General features: G+C 61.3%; 20 protein-coding genes. 16 read left to right on the top strand and 4 right to left on the bottom strand.

What is annotated here, in order from left to right; translation table 11 throughout:
* Positions 1-137: 137 nt before the first annotated feature.
* Positions 138-2,852, bottom strand: coding sequence for a preprotein translocase subunit SecA (secA, locus tag GA0061105_RS29140; RefSeq protein ID WP_064697581.1), 2,715 nt, complete (start codon positions 2,850-2,852; stop codon positions 138-140).
* Between the two features lie 246 nt (positions 2,853-3,098).
* On the opposite strand from secA, the gene GA0061105_RS29135 reads away from it, so the two are divergent.
* The 6 genes from GA0061105_RS29135 (at position 3,099) to GA0061105_RS29110 (ending at position 7,204) form a co-directional block, all read left to right on the top strand.
* Complete coding sequence (locus tag GA0061105_RS29135; RefSeq protein ID WP_092754583.1) at positions 3,099-3,980, top strand: peptidylprolyl isomerase; 882 nt, start codon at positions 3,099-3,101, stop codon at positions 3,978-3,980.
* 92 nt (positions 3,981-4,072) lie between these two features.
* Entirely contained in the window at positions 4,073-5,314 is a 1,242-nt protein-coding gene (argJ, locus tag GA0061105_RS29130) for a bifunctional glutamate N-acetyltransferase/amino-acid acetyltransferase ArgJ (RefSeq protein WP_092754581.1), read from the top strand.
* Entirely contained in the window at positions 5,295-6,101 is an 807-nt protein-coding gene (locus GA0061105_RS29125) for a GNAT family N-acetyltransferase (RefSeq protein WP_092754578.1), read from the top strand. Before argJ ends, GA0061105_RS29125 begins: the two co-directional genes overlap by 20 nt.
* Positions 6,098-6,511: an 8-oxo-dGTP diphosphatase MutT gene (mutT, locus tag GA0061105_RS29120; RefSeq protein WP_064697585.1), complete on the top strand. Its 414-nt coding sequence runs from the start codon at positions 6,098-6,100 to the stop codon at positions 6,509-6,511. Before GA0061105_RS29125 ends, mutT begins: the two co-directional genes overlap by 4 nt.
* A gap of 126 nt (positions 6,512-6,637) precedes the next feature.
* Positions 6,638-6,955: a hypothetical protein gene (locus GA0061105_RS29115; RefSeq protein ID WP_064697586.1), complete on the top strand. Its 318-nt coding sequence runs from the start codon at positions 6,638-6,640 to the stop codon at positions 6,953-6,955.
* Between the two features lie 81 nt (positions 6,956-7,036).
* Positions 7,037-7,204 (top strand): Flp family type IVb pilin, encoded by a 168-nt coding sequence (locus GA0061105_RS29110; RefSeq protein ID WP_064697587.1) that lies wholly within the window; start codon positions 7,037-7,039, stop codon positions 7,202-7,204.
* Positions 7,205-7,219: 15 nt separating this feature from the next.
* Here the strand turns inward: GA0061105_RS29110 and GA0061105_RS29105 are convergent, their stop codons facing one another.
* Positions 7,220-8,104, bottom strand: a complete 885-nt coding sequence (locus GA0061105_RS29105) for a methyltransferase domain-containing protein (RefSeq protein WP_092754575.1) — start codon at positions 8,102-8,104, stop codon at positions 7,220-7,222.
* 77 nt (positions 8,105-8,181) lie between these two features.
* Here GA0061105_RS29105 and GA0061105_RS29100 point away from each other — a divergent pair, with 77 nt between their 5' ends.
* The 4 genes from GA0061105_RS29100 to GA0061105_RS29085 are packed head-to-tail and all read left to right on the top strand — an operon-like array spanning position 8,182 to position 10,541.
* Positions 8,182-8,958, top strand: coding sequence for a ComF family protein (locus tag GA0061105_RS29100; RefSeq protein ID WP_092754625.1), 777 nt, complete (start codon positions 8,182-8,184; stop codon positions 8,956-8,958).
* A 32-nt stretch (positions 8,959-8,990) separates the two neighbouring features.
* On the top strand, positions 8,991-9,248 hold the full coding sequence (gene grxC, locus GA0061105_RS29095) for a glutaredoxin 3 (protein ID WP_064697589.1): 258 nt from the start codon (positions 8,991-8,993) through the stop codon (positions 9,246-9,248).
* 10 nt (positions 9,249-9,258) lie between these two features.
* The gene (locus GA0061105_RS29090) at positions 9,259-10,116 is read left to right on the top strand and encodes a carbon-nitrogen hydrolase family protein (RefSeq protein ID WP_092754572.1); all 858 of its coding nucleotides are present in this window, start codon (positions 9,259-9,261) and stop codon (positions 10,114-10,116) included.
* Entirely contained in the window at positions 10,113-10,541 is a 429-nt protein-coding gene (locus tag GA0061105_RS29085; protein WP_064697591.1) for a DUF1178 family protein, read from the top strand. Before GA0061105_RS29090 ends, GA0061105_RS29085 begins: the two co-directional genes overlap by 4 nt.
* Positions 10,542-10,616: 75 nt before the next feature.
* Here GA0061105_RS29085 and ubiG read toward each other — a convergent pair whose 3' ends face one another.
* Positions 10,617-11,363, bottom strand: coding sequence for a bifunctional 2-polyprenyl-6-hydroxyphenol methylase/3-demethylubiquinol 3-O-methyltransferase UbiG (ubiG, locus tag GA0061105_RS29080; protein ID WP_092754622.1), 747 nt, complete (start codon positions 11,361-11,363; stop codon positions 10,617-10,619).
* A 295-nt stretch (positions 11,364-11,658) separates the two neighbouring features.
* Here ubiG and GA0061105_RS29075 point away from each other — a divergent pair, with 295 nt between their 5' ends.
* The 6 genes from GA0061105_RS29075 to clpB all read left to right on the top strand — a co-directional run bounded on the left by GA0061105_RS29075 (position 11,659) and on the right by clpB (position 21,136).
* The gene (locus tag GA0061105_RS29075; RefSeq protein WP_064697592.1) at positions 11,659-12,933 is read left to right on the top strand and encodes an aspartate kinase; all 1,275 of its coding nucleotides are present in this window, start codon (positions 11,659-11,661) and stop codon (positions 12,931-12,933) included.
* 87 nt (positions 12,934-13,020) lie between these two features.
* Positions 13,021-15,288, top strand: coding sequence for a phosphoenolpyruvate--protein phosphotransferase (gene ptsP, locus GA0061105_RS29070; RefSeq protein ID WP_092754569.1), 2,268 nt, complete (start codon positions 13,021-13,023; stop codon positions 15,286-15,288).
* 28 nt (positions 15,289-15,316) lie between these two features.
* The gene (gene prfA / locus GA0061105_RS29065; RefSeq protein WP_092754566.1) at positions 15,317-16,396 is read left to right on the top strand and encodes a peptide chain release factor 1; all 1,080 of its coding nucleotides are present in this window, start codon (positions 15,317-15,319) and stop codon (positions 16,394-16,396) included.
* Complete coding sequence (prmC, locus tag GA0061105_RS29060) at positions 16,393-17,253, top strand: peptide chain release factor N(5)-glutamine methyltransferase (RefSeq protein ID WP_092754563.1); 861 nt, start codon at positions 16,393-16,395, stop codon at positions 17,251-17,253. The genes prfA and prmC overlap by 4 nt, the downstream gene beginning before the upstream one ends.
* 343 nt (positions 17,254-17,596) lie before the next feature.
* Positions 17,597-18,313 (top strand): DUF4167 domain-containing protein, encoded by a 717-nt coding sequence (locus GA0061105_RS29055; RefSeq protein ID WP_064697596.1) that lies wholly within the window; start codon positions 17,597-17,599, stop codon positions 18,311-18,313.
* Between the two features lie 222 nt (positions 18,314-18,535).
* Entirely contained in the window at positions 18,536-21,136 is a 2,601-nt protein-coding gene (gene clpB, locus GA0061105_RS29050) for an ATP-dependent chaperone ClpB (protein ID WP_092754560.1), read from the top strand.
* Positions 21,137-21,239: 103 nt separating this feature from the next.
* On the opposite strand, the gene GA0061105_RS29045 is transcribed toward clpB, so the two are convergent.
* Positions 21,240-23,183, bottom strand: a complete 1,944-nt coding sequence (locus GA0061105_RS29045) for a M23 family metallopeptidase (protein WP_064697598.1) — start codon at positions 23,181-23,183, stop codon at positions 21,240-21,242.
* Between the last annotated feature and the right edge of the window lie 707 nt (positions 23,184-23,890).

Here is a 23,890-nt window from a genome sequence, read left to right as displayed (position 1 = left end):
GAAGTCTTGACAGATCAGGGTTAAGAAACGGTTCCGGACTGAGCCGCCATTCGACTGTGCAGGTCGGGTTCGTCGGAGCTGCCGCAGAAACGAAAATGCCGCCCGGAGGCGGCATTTTCCAGGTTTCACGATTTGTCTCAGACCTGCTCGAAGGCGCCGTGGCAATGTTTGTATTTCTTGCCGGAACCGCAAGGGCAGGCCTCGTTGCGCCCGACCTTGCCCCAGGTGGCGGGGTCGTCGGGATTGCGGTTCTCGGGCGAGACCATGACTTCGGAGGCCTGGTAGATCGGGGCGAAATCGTCCTCGCCGGTGGTCGGATCCAGGTGGTGAGCCTGCATCACCGGCGGCTCGGGTTCGGCCGGCGCCTGCTGCACCAGCTCGACGCGCATCAGCTGGGCGGTGACGGCCTCGCGCAGATTGTTGAGGAGGCCAGTGAAGAGTTCGAAGGCTTCGGACTTGTATTCCTGCAGCGGGTCGCGCTGGGCATAACCGCGGAAACCGATGACGGAGCGCAGATGGTCGAGGTTGACGATGTGCTCGCGCCAGAGATGATCGAGCGTCTGCATGACGATCGAGCGTTCGACATAATGCATGATGTCGTCGCCGAAGCGCTCGGCCTTTTCGGTAAAGAGGGCGTTGGCGGCTTGCGTCAGTCGCTCGCGAATATCGTCCTCGCCGATGCCTTCTTCCTTGAACCACTCTTCGATCGGCAGATCGAGGTTCAGGATATTGGTAACGCCGGCCTTCATGCCGGCGGCATCCCATTGTTCGGCATAGGCGCGCTCGGGGATATGCTTTTCGACCAGATCCTCGATTACTTCGCGTCGCATGTCGGAGACGGTCTCGGAAATGTTGGTCGATTCCATCAGCTCGAGGCGCTGTTCGAAAATCACCTTGCGCTGATCGTTGAGGACGTCGTCATACTTCAGCAGATTCTTGCGGATGTCGAAGTTGCGGGCTTCGACCTTCTTCTGCGCGCGCTCGAGGGCCTTGTTGATCCAGGGATGGACGATTGCCTCGCCCTCCTTGAGGCCGAGCTTGGTCAGCATGCTGTCCATGCGGTCGGAGCCGAAGATGCGCATCAGGTCGTCCTGAAGCGACAGATAGAATTTCGAGCGGCCGGGGTCGCCCTGACGGCCGGAGCGGCCGCGCAGCTGGTTGTCGATACGGCGGCTCTCGTGGCGTTCGGTGGCGATCACGTAGAGGCCGCCGGCGGCGAGCGCCTTTTCCTTCAGGGTTTTGATTTCCTCGACGATTGCCTGGATTTTCGCGTCGCGCTCCGGACCGGCTTCGACATCGCCGAGCTCGCGCTCGATGCGCATATCGAGGTTGCCGCCGAGCTGAATGTCGGTACCGCGGCCGGCCATATTGGTAGCGATAGTGACGGCGCCCGGCACACCGGCCTGGGCAACGATATAGGCTTCCTGCTCGTGGTAGCGGGCGTTCAGCACCTGGAAGTTATCGAAGCCCTGCTTGCGCATGCGCTCGGCAAGCAGCTCCGACTTCTCGATCGAGGTCGTGCCGACGAGCACCGGCTGGCCGCGCTTATGAGCATCGAGGATTTCGTCGATGATCGCCTTGAACTTCTCGTCGAAGGTCCGGTAGACCTCGTCGTCCTCATCGATACGCTTGATCGGCAGGTTGGTCGGGACCTCGATGACATCGAGATTGTAGATATTGCCGAATTCTTCCGCTTCCGTCTGCGCCGTGCCGGTCATGCCGGCGAGCTTGTCGTACATGCGGAAGTAGTTCTGGAAAGTGATCGAAGCCAGCGTCTGGTTTTCCGGCTGGATCTGCACCTTTTCCTTGGCTTCCAGCGCCTGGTGCTGGCCTTCCGAATAACGCCGGCCCGGCATCATGCGGCCGGTGAATTCGTCGATGATGACGACTTCGTCGTTGCGGACGATATAGTCCTTGTCGCGCTGGAAGAGCTTGTGGGCCTTCAGTGCATTGTTGATGTGGTGGACGATCGCGACGTTCTCGATGTCGTAGAGCGCATTACCCTTCAGGAGGCCAGCCTGGCGGAGAAGGTTCTCCAGCTTTTCGGTGCCTTCTTCGGAAAAGTTGGCGGAGCGCTGCTTTTCGTCGATTTCGTAATCGCTCGGTACGAGCAGCGGAATGAAGGCGTCGATCGTATTGTAGAGTTCGGAGCGGTCGTCGAGCGGGCCGGAGATGATCAGCGGGGTGCGCGCCTCGTCCACGAGGATCGAGTCCACTTCGTCGACGATCGCAAAATTGTGGCCGCGCTGGACCATCTGGTTCTTCTCATACTTCATGTTATCGCGCAGATAATCGAAGCCGAGCTCGTTGTTGGTGGCATAGGTGATGTCGCAGGCATAGGCCGCGCGGCGCTCCTCGTCGGAGAGGCCGTGGACGATGACGCCGGTCGTCATTCCGAGGAAGCCATAGACGCGACCCATGGTCGCGGCGTCACGCTGGGCGAGATAATCGTTGACGGTGACGACGTGCACGCCCTTGCCGGAAAGCGCGTTCAGATAGACCGGCAGGGTGGCGACGAGGGTCTTGCCTTCGCCCGTCTTCATCTCGGCGATCGCATTCGAGTGCAGGATCATGCCGCCAATCAGCTGCACGTCAAAAGGTCGCAGGCCGAGAACGCGGCGCGACGCCTCGCGCACGACGGCGAAGGCGGGAATCAGAATGTCGTCGAGCGTCTTGCCTTCGGCGAGAAGAGCGCGGAATTCGACCGTCTTTGCCGCGAGCTGCTCGTCCGTCAGCGCCTTCGTCTTCTCTTCGATGGAGTTGATCGCGGCGACGTTCGGCTGGTAGGACCGCACGCGGCGATCATTGGACGATCCAAATAACTTGCGGGCTATACCGCCAAAGCTGACCATGTGACTGGTCCTTTCTCAATATTCATCCGCGACGTTTCTTGTCCGCGGCCCAGCCGAAAATCAGGCGCACGCCTTGAAACGCCCGGAAACTGTTCTGGACGCGAGGTTGCGTGACAGATAAGAGGGGGGTCGAATGATGTCAACGGATTTGGCGGATACAGAAAGGCCACAATCCAGTGTTGATGGCTATTTTGAGCTGGAACAGGCGATGCTGAAGCCGGCGATATAACTGTGAAGGGTTATTTGATGTTGAGCACCAAAAAATTCGCCATGCTGGCGTTTGCAACTTTCGTTGCATGCCAGGCTCCGGCCCATGCAGAGGACGCGGTCGTCGCCAAGGTCGGCAATCTGGAGATCCACCAATCGGAACTCGATCTCGCCGTCGCCAACCTCGATCCGCAGCTGGCGCAGCTTCCCGAAGAACAGAAGAAGGTCGCAGCCCTTTCGGCCGCCATCGACGTGAAGCTGCTGGCCGCCGACGCCCTCGCCGAGAAGCTCGATCAGACCGACGAATTCAAGAAGCGCATGCAGTATCTTTCCGATCGCGAGCTGCACAATGCCTACTTCAAGAAGCACGTCGTCGACACCGTGAAGCCTGATGAAGTCAAGGCTCGTTACGACAAGGAAGTCGCCGCCCTGCCGAAGCAGGAGGAAGTCCACGCCCGCCACATCCTGGTCAAGACCGAGGACGAAGCCAAGGATATCATCAAGCAGCTTGACGCCGGCAAGGATTTCGCCGAACTCGCCAAGGAAAAATCCACAGATCCGAACAAGTCGGAGGGCGGTGATCTCGGCTATTTCTCGCGGGGCCGGATGGTCAAGGAATTCGAGAACGCAGCCTTCGCGCTCGAGAAGGGCACCTATTCCAAGACGCCTGTTAAGACCGATTTCGGCTATCATGTCATCAAGGTCGAGGACAAGCGCGACGCTCCGCCGCCGCCTTTCGACCAGGTGCAGGACCAGGTTCGTCAACTCGTCATGCGCGACAAGTATCTTGCCCTCCTCAACCAGGCCAAGTCGTCTGCCAAGATCGAGATCTCGGACGAGACGTTGCGCAAGGGTTACGACGAGGCCAACAAGCAGCCGGAGCGGGGCAGCGAGCCCGCCGCGCCGGCGCCGAAGCAGTAATATTCGCATCGGGCCCGGTTCTTCCGGGCCCTTCACTATGTTGTCGCATTTCCACTGATGCCGCCTGGAAATGCTCATTGGCAGGTCTCAGCATGTCCGGTTCCGTTTCCCCGCTCGCCCCGAAATCCTTCGTCCCGATGCCTTCGCTGCGCGGCGTGCGCATGGCGACGGCTTCCGCCGGCATCAAGTACAAGAACCGTACCGACGTGCTGATGATGGTTTTCGACAAACCGGCTGCTGTAGCCGGGGTGTTTACCCGCTCCAAGTGCCCGTCGGCGCCCGTCGATTTCTGCCGCGCCAATCTTCCCCATGGCAGCGCCCGGGCGGTCGTCGTCAACTCAGGCAATGCCAATGCCTTTACCGGCCTGAAGGGCCGCCAGGCGACCGCGTTGACGGCGAAGTCGGCTGCGGCTGCCGTCGGCTGCGCCGAAAACGAGATCTACCTGGCGTCGACCGGCGTCATTGGCGAGCCGCTCGATGCCGCCAAATTCTCAGGTGTCCTCGACAAGATGCAGGCCGAGGCGACCGGCGATTTCTGGTTCGAAGCCGCCAAGGCGATCATGACGACCGATACCTATCCCAAGGTTTCGACCCGCAGTGCCGAAATCGGCGGCGTCACTGTCACGATCAACGGCATTGCCAAGGGCGCTGGCATGATCGCGCCCGACATGGCGACGATGCTCTCCTTCGTCGTCACCGATGCCGACATCGCGTCCGACGCGCTGCAGGCGCTTCTATCCGACGGCGTCGGCCCGACCTTCAACTCCATGACCGTCGACAGCGACACGTCCACCTCCGACACGCTGATGCTGTTTGCGACGGGTGCAGCGGCCGAGGACGGCCAGGCCCGCATCGAACGTGCCGACGATCCGCGTCTTGCCCCTTTCCGGGTCGCGCTCAATGAAGTGCTGAAAGATCTTTCGCTGCAGGTGGTGCGTGACGGCGAGGGTGCGACCAAGATGCTCGAAATCACCGTGAGGGGCGCCGAGAGCGATGCCGCCGCTAAGCGCATCGCCCTGTCGATCGCCAATTCGCCGCTGGTCAAGACGGCGGCCGCCGGCGAAGACGCCAATTGGGGCCGAATCGTCATGGCCGTCGGAAAGTCCGGCGAGATGGCCGACCGCGATCGGCTCGCCATCTGGTTCGGCGATGTCAGGGTCGCCGTCAACGGCGAGCGCGATCCCGACTATTCAGAGCAGGCCGCCTCTGATGTGATGAAGGCGCAGGACATCCCCGTCAAAGTCGATATCGGCCTCGGCACCGGCACGGCAACCGTCTGGACCTGCGACCTCACCAAGGAATATGTTGCGATCAATGGCGACTATCGGAGCTGATCGTTCATTGGTGCAGGCATCCATATCCTCGCAGAATCTGCCGCTGGTCCGCAGGCTGGAGGCCGTCGGCTTTCGCGCCTGGCCGGCGGCATCCGTGCAATATGACGGCAGCTGGCAGGTCCGGCTAACAGCGGGCCACCCGTCCAACCGGCTGAATTCCATCGTGCCGCTCGATCCCTCGGATCACCGCGACGTCGAGATTCGGCTGGAAAAGGCAAGCCGGAAGTTCGAGGCCTATGGACGTCCCGCCGTGGTTCGCCAGACGCCGCTCGCGTCGCCGGTGCTGATCGAGCTTCTCAGGGCCCAGAACTGGACGCGGTTCGACGAGACCGTGGTGATGACCTGTGATCTTGCCGAGGCGGAACTGCCGGATACGCTCGATCATCTGCCGACCCATGATGTCGGCCGCTTCGTCGACGCAAACCTTGCCGTCGACGGGGCGCCGTCGACGCTGAAGCCGGCGCTTGCCGAAATCATTTCGGCGATCAAGCCGCCGTCGGGCCTCTTCATGATCGAAAATGCGGCGGAGGGGCCGCTGGCGACCGTGCTCTGCGTCCAGGACAACGATCTTGCCGGCATCATGTCGCTCTCGGTCTGCGAAAAGCGGCGGCGCGAGGGGCTCGGCACTGAAATCCTGACCTCGGCGCTGCGCTGGGCGCGCGTGCGCAGCGCCCGCTCGGCCTGGCTGCAGGTAAAGCTCTCCAACCGCCCGGCCATAGCGCTCTACGAGCGGCTCGGGTTTCGGGACGCCTATCACTATTGCTATTGGCAGAGGGAGTCGCGATGAGCGAGGCAGGCCGGAAGATATTGCTGGTCGCCGCCTGTGCGCTGATTGATGCCGACGGGCGTATCCTGTTGGCACAGCGTCCCGAGGGAAAGTCGCTGGCCGGGCTCTGGGAGTTTCCCGGCGGGAAAGTCGAGCCCGGCGAGACGCCGGAGGAGACGCTGGTGCGCGAGCTTGAGGAAGAGCTCGGCATCAGGACCAAGATCGCTTGCCTCGCGCCGCTCACCTTCGCCAGCCATTCCTACGAGACCTTCCACCTGCTGATGCCGCTTTATATCTGCCGGCGCTATGAGGGAATTGCCCAGGGCCGCGAGGGCCAGGCGCTGAAATGGGTACGTGCGCAGGCGCTTCGGGATTACCCGATGCCGCCCGCCGACGAGCCGCTGATCCCGATGTTGCAGGATTTACTTTAGCGTTAGCTGATTATTATTGTGCCACGCCGTTTTCGGCTGTGGATATTAATGGATCGTTTAACACCTTCTGCCAAAGATCGGCCTCAATCAAGCATCTGGCGTGCGTGTATTAAAAGGCTTGACCTCATGGACGATGATTTCTGGAAAGCTGTCCGGGAAAAGGAACGGGCTTCGTCTGCCTCGCGCAGGACGGGTGCGCTTAATATCGCCCTTCTCTTTGGTACGGCGGTGGTTGCGCTGACGCTGATCCTGACGCCCATGCTTGCGGATTCCTCGAAGAAAAGCGTCTTTGCGAGTGCGCCGGTCGATTTCGACACGATCACCACCGGGTCCATTCCGAAGAACGAAAGTGGCAAGCACTATACGATTCGTCGCAGCGTCCTTCAGGATACGCCCGGCTCGGTCTGCGTCGTGCAAGGCTACGGTGTCGGCGCCGGTTGCTGAAGCCGCTGCTGAAGCATGACGGCCAGCGCCCGGTGGCCGGAGAATTGATCGTTGCAGTCTGTTCACGCAGAAGGTTGGGGTATGCGACTTTTGAAAGCATTTCTTGCAGACGAGACAGGCGCGACGGCGGTGGAATACGGCCTGATTGCCGCCGTCATTTGCACAGCCCTCCTCTCCGGTCTCGGCATTTTTACCGGCAGCCTGCAGAATGTCTTCAACGTGGTCAGCAACAATATGACCGTCAATTGACGAAGCTGCCGACGATTACTGCCTGAGCCTGTGCTCGTCGACTTTCAGGGCATCGGCAAGACGTGCTTTGGCCGAGCCCGGCTGGAGCGGCTTCTGCTGGCTCTCGTGCGGAGCCCATCCAGAGAGATAGATGATCGAGAATGTCGCGCGAATGCGTCCGTCGGGGTCGGAGTAGCGCTCGGCGTAAATCTCTGCCGCGCGCAGGAAGAAGGCGCGCGTCAGCGGCAGGCGAGCGCGGGCTGCAAGCGGATTGCTCATGCCCATTGCCCTTAGGTCGCGCATCAGCGGAAAGAGCGAATCATATCGTACCGTATAGTTCTCGGCGTCGATCACCGGGAGCGTGAAACCGGCGCGCTGCATGAGACTGCCGATATCACGCACATCGGCGAAGGGGATGACGCGGGGGCTTGCGCCGCCCGTCATTTCGACTTCGGCGGCCAAGAGCACGTCGCGCAGTTCCTGCAGCGTGCCGGCGCCGGGAATGGCCGCCAGGAACAGGCCGTCCGGCTTGAGGGCGCGGCGAATCTGGATGAAGACTCCCGGCGTATCGTTGGTGAGATGCAGGCTGAGCGGCGCAAGGATGAGATTGGCCGATTGCGGCTCAAGCGGCACCTCCTCGAGCGGCGCCTCCATCAGGGTTTCCTCCGGACCCGCATAGGCCTTCTCGGCCTCGACGCGCATCATCGTGCCGATCTTGCCCGTCGCCACCGCCGCGCGGGCGGCCGCTCCAGTGGCGCCGTGCAGTTCGACAGCGGCCTCGAATGCCCGCTCGACGACGGCAAGCCTTTCGGCCATTTCCTCAGCGGCAATATCGAGCAGGAAGGCGGCCCTGGGATCGTTATTGACAAGCGCCCGGTGGCGATGCGCGGCGATCAGGGCTCTGTCGAAGATCGTTTCCATGGCAATCTCCTTAGTCCCGCGCCGTATACGCGGCAAGGCGATTTTCCTTGATGAGAGAACAGGCTAATCTCGGCGGCATGAAATCGATCCAGTTCGAGAGACCGGTGGAGTTCCTGCGGGCGCAGATCCTGCGGCCGTTTTCGGCGCTGGCCGATTTTCTGTATCCGCCCGCCTGTTCGGTCTGCGGCATTTCGACCGGCGGCCACCGAGGGCTCTGCGCGAAATGCTGGTCCGGCATCCGTTTCATCGAGCGTCCCTTCTGCGAGGTGCTCGGCATTCCCTTCTCGCATGATCTCGGCGCCGGCATCCTCAGTGCCGAGGCGATCGCCAATCCGCCGCCTTTCGACCGGTTGCGGTCGGCGGCAACGCACGATCATGCGGTGCGGGATCTCGTTCATGGGCTGAAATATCGCGATCGCACCGATCTGGCGCCGATGATGGCCGGCTGGATGCTCCGTGCCTCCGACGGCGCGGTCGAAAGCTGCGACGCGCTGATCCCGGTGCCGCTGCACCGCACCCGCATGCTGGCGCGCAAGTTCAACCAGGCTGCCGAGCTTGCCCGCCATATGGCGAGCCTATCGGGCAAACCGCTGCTTGCAGCCACACTCATCCGCGTCAAGCGCACCAGCCAGCAGGTCGGCCTCGGTGCCAAGGCGCGCGAGGACAATGTCAGAGGTGCTTTCGCGATTACCAAAGGTTGCGAGAACGAGGTTTTCGGCAAGCGTATCGTGCTCGTCGACGACGTCTACACGACGGGGGCGACGGTTGCCGCCGCAAGCCGGACGCTGCGTAAGGCGGGTGCGGCGGATATAACGGTTTTGACCTTTGCAAGGGCTCTTTCCGAGCCTATATGACAGAAAATACCCGGCATTCGTCTGGAGATATCATGGTACCCGTCACGATCTATACACGGCAGTTCTGCGGCTATTGCACCCGTGCCAAATCCCTGCTCGAACAAAAGGGCGTCGAATATGTCGAGCATGACGCGACCTATTCGCCGGACCTTCGCCAGGAGATGATCGGCAAATCGAACGGGCGCACGACTTTCCCGCAGATCTTCATCGGCGCCGATCATGTTGGCGGCTGTGACGACCTTTTCGCGCTGGATCGAGCCGGTAAGCTCGATCCGATGCTGGCGGCATGAGGGAACTCCGATGAGCTTTAAGGCTGCCGCCGTTCAGATGTGCTCCGGGGTCGATCCGGCGAAGAACGCAGCCGTCATGACTCGGCTGGTGCGCGAGGCTGCTGGCCAGGGGGCGACCTATGTGCAGACGCCTGAAATGACCGGAATGCTGCAGCGTGACCGGGCGGCGGCACGCGCCGTGCTTGCCGAAGAAACGCACGATATCATCGTCAAGACGGGCTCCGAGCTTGCGATGGAGCTTGGCATCTACATGCATGTCGGCTCGACGGCGATTGCGCTTGCCGACGGCAAGATCGCCAATCGCGGTTTCCTCTTCGGTCCCGACGGCCGGATCCTCAATCGCTACGACAAGATCCATATGTTCGACGTCGATCTCGAAAATGGCGAGAGCTGGCGCGAAAGTGCGTCCTACACCGCCGGCTCAGAGGCGCGCGTCCTGTCGCTCCCCTTTGCCGAAATCGGCTTTGCAATCTGCTATGACGTCCGGTTTCCGGCGCTCTTTCGCGCCCAGGCCGTTGCCGGAGCCGAAGTGATGACGGTTCCCGCCGCTTTCACCAGGCAGACCGGTGAGGCGCATTGGGAGATCCTGCTGAGGGCGCGCGCGATCGAGAACGGCGTCTTCGTCATAGCGGCTGCACAGGCGGGCCGGCACGAGGACGGGCGCGAGACCTTCGGCCATTCGATGATCATCGATCCCTGGGGCACGGTGCTGGCCTCGGCTGGCGCCACCGGCGAGGCGGTCATCGTTGCCGAGATCGATCCCAGCTCGGTAAAAGCCGCCCACGACAAGATCCCGAATCTGAGGAACGGCCGGGAATTCTCGATTGAGAAGATCGCGGGGGCAGTCGCAGGAGGCGTCGCCGCTTGATCCGCTATTCCCTTCGCTGTGACAATGCCCATGAATTCGAAGGCTGGTTTTCGGAGAGCGCCGACTTCGACCGTCAGGTCGAGAGCGGTTTCCTGACCTGCCCGGTCTGTCATTCCGCCGCCGTCGGCAAGCTCCTGATGGCGCCTTCGGTGTCGACGGCGCGCAAGAAGGACGAGAGGCAGACGCTGGCGATGGACGCCATGCGCCGGGAAGCCTTGGAAAAGCTGAAAGAGGCAGTCGCCGCGGTCAAGGCCAATTCAGAGGATGTCGGGGCGAAGTTTCCCGAGGAAGCGCGCAAGATTCATTACGGCGAGGCGGATGCCCGCGGCATCATCGGCCAGGCGACATTAGACGAGGCGCAGGCGCTCGTGGAGGAAGGCATCGAAATCGCCGCCATTCCGGTGCTGCCGGAGGACGTGAACTGACGTGCACTCCAGGTAGTCCTTCCGCAGCCTGTCCCCGCCCCGCGCGGAAGTGTAGCCGGTTATTGACGTCGAACGTTAACCCGGCCGCTTGGCCAGCAGCATATAATTCACGTCCATATCCCGAGACAGGTTCCACTGGTTCGAGAGCGGATTAAAGAAAACACCGGTGCGCTCGGTAATCTCGAGGCCGCTTGCCGTTAACGGCTTTTCTAGCTCTTCCGGGCGCACCAGCTTTTCATATTGATGGGTGCCGCGCGGGAGCCAGCGGAGAATGTTTTCGGCGGCGAAAATAGCAAGGGCTGCCGCCTTCATCGTCCGGTTGATGGTGGCGACGAAGATCAGGCCGCCCGGGCGAACCATTTTCGCACAGGTCGTCATGAAGAGCTCGACGTCGGCGACGTGTTCCACAACTTCCATGTTGAGGACGATATCGAAGGTTTCGCCGGCCTCGGCGAGCTCCTCGGCGGTGACCGCGCGATAGTCGACCGAGACACCCGAACCCTTCGCATGGGTCGAGGCGATACCGATATTCTTTTCGGAAGGATCGGCGCCGACCACGGAAGCGCCCATGCGGGCAACAGGCTCGGACAACAGGCCGCCGCCGCAACCGATGTCGAGTACGCGCAAACCTTCGAGCGGACGAGGGCTTTTTGGATCACGGCCGAAATTCTCGCAGGCCTTGTCCCTTATATAGGCGAGGCGGACGGGATTGAACTTGTGCAGCGGCCGGAATTTGCCGGTCGGGCTCCACCATTCCGCCGCCATTGCCGAGAAGCGGTCCACTTCGCCCTGGTCAATCGTGCTTCTGGCGGTCTCCGTCATCATCCACTCCTTCGTTCGTGAGATGTGAAGTCGGACGATCGCGGGCATAAGTCAAGGGGCGCAGAGCGGGAGACCGGCGAAGCGCGGAGCCGCCCGACAATTGCTTTTGTCACACGCGCTTGCCTCCCCCCGTCAAACTCGCTAAGAGACGCCGCAACTTGGGGCCTTCAGGGGCCTGGGCTTTAGAGCGGTTCCAGAAATGGAAGCCGGCTCTTTCGCCAAGCGTTCCGCCCCAGAGCTTTCGTGATGCCGGGTCCGGGTTTCCGCTTTCCGGCGCCAGTCGTGGTAGAGGCATATGGCACGCATCGTAATGAAATTCGGCGGCACGTCCGTCGCTGACCTGGACCGCATCAAGAACGTTGCCCGCCATGTGAAACGCGAAGTCGATGCCGGCCACGAGGTGGCGGTTGTCGTTTCGGCCATGTCCGGCAAGACCAACGAGCTGGTCGGCTGGGTGCAGGGTACACCGAAGGTCATCGGCGCCAATTCCCCGTTTTACGATGCGCGCGAGTATGATGCGGTGGTCGCCTCCGGCGAGCAGGTGACCTCGGGGCTGTTGGCGATCGCTTTGCAGGCGATGGACATCAATGCGCGCTCCTGGCAGGGATGGCAGATCCCAATCCGCACCGACAACGCGCACGGCGCGGCGCGGATACTTGAGATCGACGGTTCGGACATCGTCAAGCGGATGGGCGAGGGGCAGGTCGCTGTTATCGCCGGCTTCCAAGGTTTGGGACCCGACAATCGCATCGCCACACTCGGCCGCGGCGGGTCGGACACGTCGGCCGTCGCCATTGCCGCCGCTGTCAAAGCGGATCGCTGCGATATCTATACCGATGTCGACGGCGTCTATACGACCGATCCGCGCATCGTGCCGCAGGCGCGCAGGCTGAAGAAGATCGCCTTCGAGGAAATGCTCGAGATGGCCTCGCTCGGCGCCAAGGTGCTGCAGGTGCGCTCGGTTGAGCTTGCCATGGTGCACAAGGTGCGCACCTTCGTGCGTTCGTCTTTCGAAGATCCCGATGCTCCGGGCATGGGCGATCTGTTGAACCCGCCCGGAACGCTGATTTGTGACGAGGATGAAATCGTGGAACAGGAAGTAGTCACCGGCATCGCCTATGCCAAGGATGAGGCTCAGATCTCGCTTCGCCGTCTTGCCGACCGGCCGGGCGTATCTGCCGCGATCTTCGGGCCGCTTGCCGAATCCCATATCAATGTCGACATGATCGTCCAGAATATTTCCGAGGACGGATCGAAGACCGACATGACCTTCACCGTGCCGTCGGGCGACGTGGAGAAGGCGATCAAGGTTCTCGGCGACCATAAGGAGAAGATCGGCTACGATGTCGTGCAGAACGAATCGGGGCTGGTGAAGGTGTCCGTCATCGGCATCGGTATGCGCAGCCATGCGGGCGTTGCCGCCACCGCCTTTCGTGCACTTGCCGAAAAAGGCATCAACATCAAGGCGATCACGACCTCCGAGATCAAGATTTCCATCCTGATCGATGGTCCCTATGCAGAACTCGCTGTCAGGACTTTGCATTCCTGCTACGGTCTGGATAAGAATTGATTCCAGTGGCCGGCCTGCCCCTTCAGGTTGAGGAGACGGAGGCGGGCCGCCGGGACTGAGTGCGATGTTTCGGGAGCTTGAGACGCCATGAGAGACCTTTCCGTCGGTCCGCGCGTGCTGCTCAGACGGCTGCGCGAGTTGATGGCAGAGCCGCTGGAGCCGCAGGATCGTCTTGACCGGATCGTCCGACAGATCGCCGGCAACATGGTGGCGGAAGTCTGCTCCGTCTATGTGCTGCGCGCCGACGGCGTGCTCGAACTTTACGCGACCGAAGGCCTCAACCGCGAGGCGGTGCACCTGGCGCAGCTGAAGATGGGGCAGGGTCTCGTCGGCACGATCGCGGCCTCGGCACAGCCGCTGAACCTTTCCGACGCGCAGTCGCATCCGGCCTTCCGCTACCTGCCGGAGACAGGCGAAGAAATCTACCATTCCTTCCTCGGCGTCCCTATCCTCAGGACCGGGCGCTCGCTCGGCGTTCTCGTCGTGCAGAACAAGGCGAGCCGCAACTATCGCGATGAGGAGGTGGAAGCGCTTGAGACGACGGCGATGGTGCTTGCCGAGATGATCGCCACCGGCGAGCTCAAGAAGATCACCAAGCCGGGCCTCGAACTCGACCTGACACGATCGGTGACGATCGATGGCGACACCTATAATGACGGCATCGGTCTCGGCTACGTCGTCTTGCACGAGCCGCGCATCGTCGTCACCAACCTGCTGAACGAGGATGTGGAAAAGGAAATCCGCCGGTTGGCGGAGGCCATGGGGTCGCTGAGGATCTCGATCGACGACATGCTGTCGCGCCGCGATGTCTCGATGGAAGGCGAGCATCGGGAGGTGCTGGAAACCTATCGTATGTTCGCGCATGACCAGGGCTGGGTGCGCAAGCTCGAGGAGGCGATCCGCAACGGCCTGACGGCGGAAGCGGCGGTCGAAAAGGTGCAGAGCGACACCAAGGCGCGGATGATGCGGTTGACCGACCCTTATCTGCGCGAACGCATGCATGATTTCGAGGATCTGGCGAACCGACTGCTTAGGCAGCTGACGGGCTATACCGGGCGGACGACCGCCGAAGGCTTTCCGAGCGATGCGATTATCCTGGCCCGCGCCATGGGGGCGGCCGAGCTGCTCGATTATCCCCGCGCCAACGTGCGCGGACTGGTGCTGGAAGAGGGGGCGGTGACGAGCCATGTGGTGATCGTCGCCCGCGCCATGGGCATTCCCGTCATCGGCCAGGCGGCGGGCGTTGTGGCGCTCGCCGAGAATGGCGATGCCGTTATCATTGACGCCGACGAAGGGCACGTGCATCTCCGGCCGATGGCTGATCACCGGCGTTCCTACGAGGAAAAGGTGCGCTTCCGCGCGCGGCGGCAGGAGCAGTTCCGGGCGTTGCGCGCCATCGAGCCGGTCACCAGGGACGGCCAGCGGATCTCGCTGATGATGAATGCCGGCCTGCTGGTCGACCTGCCACAGCTCTCGGAATCGGGCGCGGAGGGTATCGGCCTGTTCCGCACCGAGCTGCAGTTCATGATTGCGTCTACCATGCCGAAGGCGGAAGAGCAGGAGCAGTTCTACCGCAATGTCATCAAACAGGCGGCAGGCCGCGTCGTCACCTTTCGCACACTCGATATCGGCGGCGACAAGGTCGTACCCTATTTCCGTGGCCACGAGGAGGAAAACCCCGCACTCGGGTGGCGCGCGATCCGGCTGTCGCTCGACCGGCCCGGACTGTTGCGCACCCAGCTGCGCGCCTTGCTGAAGGCATCGGCCGACACCGAGCTGAAGCTGATGGTACCGATGGTGACCGAGGTTTCCGAGCTGAAGATGGTGCGCGAGCTCTTGCAGAAGGAAGTGCAGCATCTCTCGCGTTTCGGCCATGGGCTGCCGCGCAAGCTTCAGTTCGGGGCGATGCTGGAGGTGCCTGCACTGCTCTGGCAGCTCGACGAACTGATGGCGGCGGTCGATTTCGTTTCGGTCGGTTCGAATGACCTCTTCCAGTTTGCGATGGCCGTCGATCGCGGTAATGCGCGCGTGTCGGACCGTTTCGACCCGCTTGGCAAGCCGTTTTTGCGCATCCTGCGCGACATCGTGCGCGGCGCGAACCGGAACAAGACGCCGGTCACCCTTTGCGGCGAGCTCGCCGGCAAGCCGCTCTCGGCAATGGCGCTTCTTGGTATCGGCTTCCGCTCGATTTCGATGTCGCCGGCCTCGATCGGGCCAGTGAAGGCGATGCTGCTCGGGCTCGATGTCGGCGCGCTGGCGAAGGCAATGGACGAGGTCCTTGACGATCATGCCGCCGACGCGCCGATGCGCGAGGTGCTTGCCCGCTTCGCCGAGAGCCACAATATTCCCCTTTAGAAATTTGCAAGAAGAATCGGAGTGAAGGGTGGCGAAGCTTCCCGTTGAAAAGATGCGTGAGCTGGAACGGCGTTTCGGCGAGATCGAGGCGCGCATGTCGGCTGGTCCGGCCGCCGACGTCTATGTGAAGCTCGCATCCGAATATTCCGAGCTGCAGCCTGTCGTCACGAAAATTCGCGCCTATCAAAAATCCGTCGGCGAACTTGCCGATCTCGAAACGCTGCTCGAAGACAAATCAGTCGATCGCGAGATGCGCGATCTGGCCGAGCTCGAACTGCCGGAAGTGAAAGCGCTGATAGAGGCGCTGGAGCAGGAAATGCAGATCCTGCTTCTGCCGAAGGACGCAGCCGACGAAAAGAGCGCCATCCTGGAAATTCGCGCCGGCACCGGCGGCTCCGAAGCTGCCCTTTTTGCCGGTGATTTGTTTCGGATGTACGAGCGTTTCGCGTCGGAAAAGGGCTGGAAGGTGGAGGTGCTCTCTGCAAGCGAGGGCGAGGCCGGCGGCTATAAGGAAATCATCGCGACGATCACCGGCAGGGGCGTCTTTGCCAAACTGAAATTCGAGTCCGGCGTGCACCGCGTGCAGCGCGTGCCGGAAACCGAGGCGGGCGGGCGCATCCATACATCGGCCGCGACAGTGGCCGTGCTGCCGGAGGCCGAGGAGATCGACATCGAGATCCGGCCGGAGGATATCCGCATCGACACGATGCGCTCTTCGGGCGCGGGCGGTCAGCACGTCAATACGACGGACTCGGCGGTGCGCATCACTCACCTGCCGAGCGGCATCGTCGTCACCAGCTCGGAAAAATCACAGCACCAGAACCGCGCCAAGGCGATGCAGGTATTGCGCTCCAGGCTCTACGATGCAGAGCGGCAGCGGGCCGATAACGAGCGCTCGGCCGACCGCAAGAGCCAGGTCGGCTCCGGCGATCGTTCGGAACGCATCCGTACCTATAATTTCCCGCAGGGGCGGGTGACCGACCATCGCATCAATCTGACGCTTTACAAGCTGGACCGGATGATGGAGGGCGAGATCGAGGAAGTCGTCGATGCATTGATGGCCGATTATCAGGCAAGCCAGCTGGCGCAGCTCGGCGAACAACAATGAGCCCGACGGTCGCCGATATGCTCGCCGATGCACGCCGTCGCTTCACCGAGGCAGGCATCGTCGATCCGGCAGCCGATGCGCGGCTGCTTGTCGCCGGCCTTTTGAAACAGTCGTCGACCGAGCTGCTGACGCGATCAGCCGAGAAGCTTTCACCCGAGCAGACTAAGGGGATTTTGGAGGCGGCGGAACGGCGGGTCGGCCATGAGCCGGTGCATCGCATTCTTGGCGAGCGGGAATTCTACGGCCTGCCGCTTGCCCTCTCGGCGGAAACGCTGGAGCCGCGTCCCGATACGGAAATCCTGGTCGATACGGTGCTTCCCTATCTTAAGGACCTTGCAAAGGCCGAGAGCAATCTCCATATTCTTGATATCGGAACCGGGACCGGGGCGATATGCCTGGCGCTTTTGAGCGAGTGTCCCGATGCGTCAGGTATCGGCAGCGACATATCGGCAGATGCCCTAGGGACGGCACGATCAAACGCAGAAAGAAATGGGTTGCAGGATCGCTTTCAGACCGTACAGTCGAGATGGTTCGAGAACATCCATGGTTCGTTTCACGCGATTGTCTCAAATCCGCCCTATATTGCCTCCAGTGTCATTCACGATCTCGCTCCCGAAGTGACGAAATTTGATCCGGTTGCGGCTCTGGATGGCGGCCCGGATGGGCTTGACGCCTACAAAGCCATAGCCAAGGATGCGGCAAGGTTCATGAGGCCCGACGGGATTCTCGGACTGGAAATCGGCTACGACCAGCGAAACGATGTGACGGCGATCTTCGAAGCGAAGGGCTTCAGGTGCCTCAAATCCGTGAAAGATTATGGTCAGAACGACAGGGCGCTCGTGTTCGCGCTCGCGTAAGAGGCGATAATAGCGGCATTGGACGGGACATTATTGTTATTGCGAAGAAAAGGCTTGGATTTCCCCGGGAAGCAATATAGGTTACGGACACGTGTTGGGCAGATAGGAATGAACGAGATTCGTTCGGTACTTGGTTTGCCTCGGGGGTCCGCTCTTTTAAACGAGAGTTTCAACGGTTGAACACGACCCAACGCGTGAATCAGTCAAACTGACTTGAGAACCAAGCGGCAGGTCGGCGCAGAGGCGCAGTATGCTCGCGGCACAAAGGTCCTGACCCGGTTTTCCGGTCATGGCGGTTGGTGCCATGTATCCATCACAAACAGAGAATTCAGGTGAACGATCTATGAGGCCAGGACAGCAAAACAAGCGCGGTCGAGGGCGTGGTAACAACAATAACAATGGCGGCGGCGGAAATAACAATAACAACAATTTCAACCGCAAGGGCGGTAACCCGCTGACCCGGACCTATGACAGCTCCGGCCCCGATGTGAAGATTCGCGGTACTGCACAGCATATCGCCGAGAAATACGCGCAGCTTGCCCGTGATGCCCAGAGCTCCGGCGATCGCGTGATCGCCGAGAACTATCTCCAGCACGCCGAACATTACAATCGGATCATCGCCAGCGCTCAGGCGCAGATGCAGGAGCGTTTCCAGCGCGACGATCGCGGCGAATACAATGACCGCGACGCGGCCGATCGCGACAGCGACGATATTGATAACAACGACAATGACGGCGATGATGTCGTTGTCGTCCAGCCGCCGCAGAGCAGGCAGCAACAGCCGCAGGCACAGCCGGCCGCCGCCGCGGCGCCTGTCCAGGCACCCCAGCCCGAAGTCATCGACGGAACCGGCCCTCAGCCGGAGATCGAAGGTATTCCCGCCGAGGTCGCCATGGACGAGGAAGGCTCCGCCGGTCAGCCGCGCGAACGCCAGCCCCGCCGCCGCAGCGCCGGCAATCGTCCCCGCCGCCCGCGCCGCGGCGCAGAAGGCGATGCAGCCGGTGACGGCGAAGGTGCTTCCGCCGAGGCGCCTGTATTGGCGGACGTCGCATCGGAGTAAGCCGAGACTTCGCCATCTGCTCGAATTTGCTTGAAAATCCCCGGCCTTCTGCCGGGGATTTTCATTTTCCGGGCTCTTTAAACTCTTCGAGCCGGCTACCATATTCTCCACGAACTGCTTGGCCCAATTCAGACGGGCCAAGCGCGGCCTGCCTTTTCAGGGGGTCGATCTCAATCATCGGTCTGCGCCTCGTAAGGGCAGGGCGATTCATGGAGGTAGAACATGAATATCGAGAAATATTCCGAGCGGGTGCGCGGTTTCATCCAGTCGGCTCAGACCTACGCGCTGGCGCAGGGCCACCAGCAATTTTCACCCGAACATGTGCTGAAAGTCCTGCTCGATGACGATCAGGGCATGGCAGCTTCGCTGATCGAGCGTGCCGGCGGCGATGCCAAGGCTGCTCGCCTTGCCAATGACGCGGCACTTGCGAAATTGCCGAAGATATCTGGCGGCAACGGCAACATCTATCTGGCGCAGCCGCTTGCGAAGGTGCTTTCGACCGCGGAAGAGGCGGCCAAGAAGGCCGGCGACAGCTTCGTCACGGTCGAACGTCTGCTGCAGGCCTTGGCGATCGAGTCCTCGGCTTCGACCCATTCGGCGCTGAAGAATGCAGGCGTGACAGCCCAAGGGCTCAACCAGGTCATCAACGATATCCGCAAGGGGCGGACCGCGGATTCGGCCAGTGCGGAGCAGGGCTTCGATTCACTCAAGAAATTCGCCCGCGATCTGACTGGAGAAGCCCGGGAGGGCAAGCTCGATCCGGTGATCGGCCGTGATGATGAGATTCGCCGCACGATCCAAGTCCTGTCGCGCCGCACCAAGAATAATCCGGTGCTGATCGGCGAGCCGGGCGTCGGCAAGACGGCGATCGTCGAAGGTCTGGCGCTACGCATCGTCAACGGCGACGTCCCGGAATCGCTTAAGGACAAGAAGCTGATGGCGCTCGATATGGGCGCGTTGATTGCCGGCGCGAAATACCGTGGCGAATTCGAAGAACGGCTGAAGGCTGTTCTCAACGAAGTCCAGGCGGAAAACGGCGAGATCATCCTGTTCATCGACGAAATGCACACGCTGGTCGGTGCCGGCAAAGCCGACGGGGCGATGGATGCATCCAACCTTTTGAAACCAGCCCTTGCCCGCGGCGAGTTGCATTGCGTCGGCGCGACCACGCTCGACGAGTATCGCAAACATGTCGAGAAGGATCCGGCGCTTGCCCGCCGCTTCCAGCCTGTCGTCGTCGACGAACCGACGGTCGAAGATACGATCTCGATTCTGCGCGGGCTCAAGGAAAAATACGAGCAGCATCACAAGGTGCGCATCGCCGATGCTGCGCTGGTCGCGGCCGCGACGCTGTCCAACCGCTATATCACCGACCGCTTCCTGCCCGACAAGGCGATCGATCTGATGGATGAGGCGGCAGCGCGGCTGCGCATGCAGGTGGATTCCAAGCCGGAAGAGCTCGATGAACTCGATCGCCGGATCATTCAGATGAAGATCGAGCGCGAGGCACTGAAGAAGGAAACCGACGTCGCTTCCGCCGACCGTCTGAAACGGCTGGAGACCGAACTCACCACGCTCGAAGAGGAGGCCGATGCGCTGACGGCGCGCTGGCAGGCGGAAAAGCAGAAGCTCGGCCTTGCCGCCGATCTCAAGAAGCAGCTCGACGATGCCCGCAACGAACTGGCGATCGCTCAGCGCAAGGGTGAATTCCAGCGTGCCGGCGAACTGACCTACGGCGTGATTCCGGACCTGGAAAAGCAGCTCGTCGAAGCCGAGAAGCAGGACGGCGAGCGTGGCGCGATGGTGCAGGAGGTGGTGAGCCCCGACAATATCGCCCATGTCGTTTCCCGCTGGACCGGCATTCCGGTCGACAAGATGCTGGAGGGCGAACGCGACAAACTGCTTCGGATGGAAGACGAGCTGGCAAAATCGGTAATTGGCCAGGGCGATGCCGTTCAGGCGGTGTCGCGCGCCGTTCGCCGCGCCCGCGCCGGCCTGCAGGATCCGAACCGGCCGATCGGTTCGTTCATCTTCCTCGGTCCGACCGGCGTCGGCAAAACGGAGCTGACCAAGGCCCTCGCCCGCTTCCTCTTCGATGACGAAACGGCGATGGTGCGAATGGACATGTCGGAATACATGGAGAAACACTCCGTCGCCCGGCTGATCGGCGCGCCTCCCGGCTATGTCGGCTATGATGAAGGCGGAGCGCTGACGGAAGCCGTGCGCCGCAGACCGTATCAGGTCGTGCTGTTCGACGAGATCGAGAAGGCGCATCCCGACGTCTTCAACATCCTGTTGCAGGTGCTTGACGATGGCCGCCTGACGGACGGTCAGGGCCGGACGGTCGATTTCCGCAACACGATGATCATCATGACCTCGAATCTCGGCGCCGAATATCTGACGCAGCTGAGGGACGGCGATGACAGTGACACGGTTCGCGAGCAGGTGATGGACGTGGTGCGCGGGCATTTCCGGCCGGAATTCCTGAACCGCATCGATGAGATCATCCTCTTCCACCGCCTGAAACGCGAGGAGATGGGCGCGATCGTCGACATTCAGCTGAAGCGGCTGGTGGCATTGCTGTCCGAACGCAAGATCGTCATCGATCTCGACGAAGACGCCCGTCACTGGCTGGCGAACAAGGGTTATGACCCGATTTACGGCGCAAGGCCGCTGAAGCGGGTGATCCAGAAGTTCGTGCAGGACCCGCTGGCCGAGCAGATCCTGTCAGGTCAGGTGCCGGACGGTTCGAATGTCAAGGTGACGAGCGGTTCAGACCGGCTGCAGTTCAGCACCCGACAGACGGTCGGCGAAGCGGCGTAAGCTACTTTGCAGGATGATGGCGGAATGGCGGCTTCGGCCGCCATTTTCGTTCAGTCGGTCGGCCGCTACCCAGAGGACCTCAACCGATCGGCGGTGATAAAGTTTATTTGCTTGCCACCTGGTCCGGCGTCGGCGGATTGTCGAGCAGCGTGTCGATACGCTTGCGCTCATCCTCGAATCTCGCCAGCGCCTCGCCTTGCAGCGATTTGCCGCCCGGCAGTCGGATGCGCAGCGGATCGACCTTGGTGCCGTTGACGATCAGCTCGTAATGCAGGTGCGGCCCGGTGGATTCACCTGTTGTGCCAACCCAGCCGATCACCTGGCCCTGGCGGATTTTCGCGCCGGGGACGACCCCCTTGGCAATGGCGCTCTGGTGATTGTAGGAGGATTCATAGCCGTTGGCATGGCGGATGATCGTCTGGTTGCCGTATCCGCCGGAATCCCAGCCGGCTTTTTCGACTGTGCCGTTGCCGGCGGCGATGATCGCGGTGCCACGGGGTGCGGCCCAATCGACGCCGGTATGCATGCGGGCGAAACCGAGGATCGGATGGCGACGCATGCCGAAACCGGATTTGAAAATACCATTCGGAACCGGATTGCGCAGCAGGAACTGGCGGATGCTCTTGCCGTTCTCGTCGAAATAATCGACCGTGCCGTCTTCAGGATCCTGGAAGCGATAGAAGCGCGTCTGCGTATCGCCGAAACGGGCATTGACGTAAAGCAGTTCGGAATCTTCGGTCGCCTGGCCTGCGCTGTCGGCGACGGAGAAGAAGGCCTCCAGCTTGTCGGTCGGTCTCAGCTGCGCCTGGAAATCGACGTTGCTGGCGAGCAGCTTGATGATCAGCGCGGTCATATCCTTGGTCATGCCGTAGGAAAGGGCGGCGCGATAGATGCCGTCATAGACGCGCGGCAGGTTCTGTCCCGGCGGGGGAGCGAAGGAATTGTTATCGAAGGCCGTAGCGATGGCATCCAGCATCGGCGGCTCGTTACCGGGCACATACTTGCCCTTGTCGTCGAGAGCCACGGTGACCAGATGACGCGTGCCGCGGTAAACGCTTGCCCGGATGATCTTTGCCTGTTCCCCCTTCTGGATGATGCCGATACGCAGCACGTCGCCTTTTTCGAGATCGCTGGTTCCCAACTGCTGCGCAATGAAGCCGGCAATTCCATCGGCATATTGCTGCGGATAGCCGGAGTCCGTTAGCGCCTTGGCGATCGGTGCGTCGACGCGCACCGGCAGGATGTCGTCGGCGAATTCCTCGGTCTGCGGCGTGATCGATTCCGATGCGGAGACCGTCATGTTCTGCTCGAGCACGCGGGCGGACAGGCCGGCGGTCAGATCGACATCGGCTTCCTCGTTGGAGAAGCGACGCGGATCGACGTAGTAGAGGGCCGCGAGCTGCTTGTTGCCGTCGGTCAGGACGGAGCCGTTGGAGCGCACGTTTTCTTCGACTTCCTCAAGCGACAGGCCGGCGGCCATCTTCATACCGGTCTTGCCGGTCGGGAAGGCAATGGTCTTCAGGCTGACTTCGGATTCGACGTCGGAGCCATAAATTGCGCCGGTGCGGCTCTGCGGGGCGGGCTGCGGTTCGTCGGCGGAAAAGATCGCCAGGGGATCGAAGTCCGGGTAGTCCTCAGTCGCCACATGATTGGCGGCCAGCGTCATCTTCACATGCGCGAAGGGCTGGCGGCGCACGACCTCCTTCTCGCCGTCATGGACGACGGTCGAAACTTCCATGATCGCCCTGTCGGATGGTTTTGCGGCGATGGCGGGCGCGATTAGCCGGCCGCCACGGACCACCGTCGTGTCCACATGCGCATCTGCGGCGGCACTCGCATAGGCCTCGGCAGGAATCGCCAGCTGCTGGCGGCCGTCAAGCGCGGCAAAAAGGGCAACGCCCATCAGGACAGAGGATGTGATACCGGTGAGGAACGTGCCCGAGAGCCAGCGCAAGGAAACTTCGCGCTTATCGGGCGCACGTCTGCCGTCGGCCAGAAGCGGAGGCTCGTTGCCCAACGAGCGGATCATCATTTTCTCCGTCATCATGGCAGTCGGGTCCGCGTCCTTACATTTGACGTCTCTGGCAGCATTTCCTGGCCGTCCTGGCTGGGGCGAAAGATGTGCATATTTTAGGCACTGAAGTCAAATCGGGTACGGGAAAGGCACTCTACCCGCATGACCCTGTGTGAATCATGCGTCCTTTAAGACCAGCAGATTGTGATCATGTCGGGGCGCGATAGGCGAAAGAGCCCTCTTTCCACGAAAACTCGACGAATATTCACTTCTCCGGCGCGGCACCCAGCCGGTCAGAATCCGGGAAACGACCGCATTGGCGAGCTTCCCAAAACTTCCTAGAAAAAACAACGAGTTGCCAGAAAAGTGATTTTTTTCGAAAAGCGCTGTTGACTTGGAAAAGGGGTTGGTTCTATAAGCCCACTCACTGAACGAGGGCGGCGGCGCTGCTGGCGACGAAGTCTCTCGCTCTTAAGAAACTCAAGCGGATTGGCGGATTGCTGGTTTGTTGCTTCGGGCTTAGGTTTGGAGCGGGTTTTGGTGACGGCATGTGTCGTCGGTTATTTGACAATTGAAGATTGGAAGAAAGAGAAACGTGGGCGGCGGAGCTTGCGGGATCTGAGAGATTGGATCCTTTGAAAGAGACTTTGGCGGTCACGTTTATCAAGAGAAGTTACACTGGTTTTCGGAGATTGAGTTTCGGCTTAGTTTCCTGGAAGACAGGTGTGAAGTTCTCGTCG

This window comes from Rhizobium aethiopicum, from assembly GCF_900094625.1.
Classification (GTDB): Bacteria; Pseudomonadota; Alphaproteobacteria; order Rhizobiales; family Rhizobiaceae; genus Rhizobium; species Rhizobium aethiopicum.
Note: the sequence above shows the minus strand (reverse complement) of the source record. Positions and strands in the feature narration are given on the sequence as shown.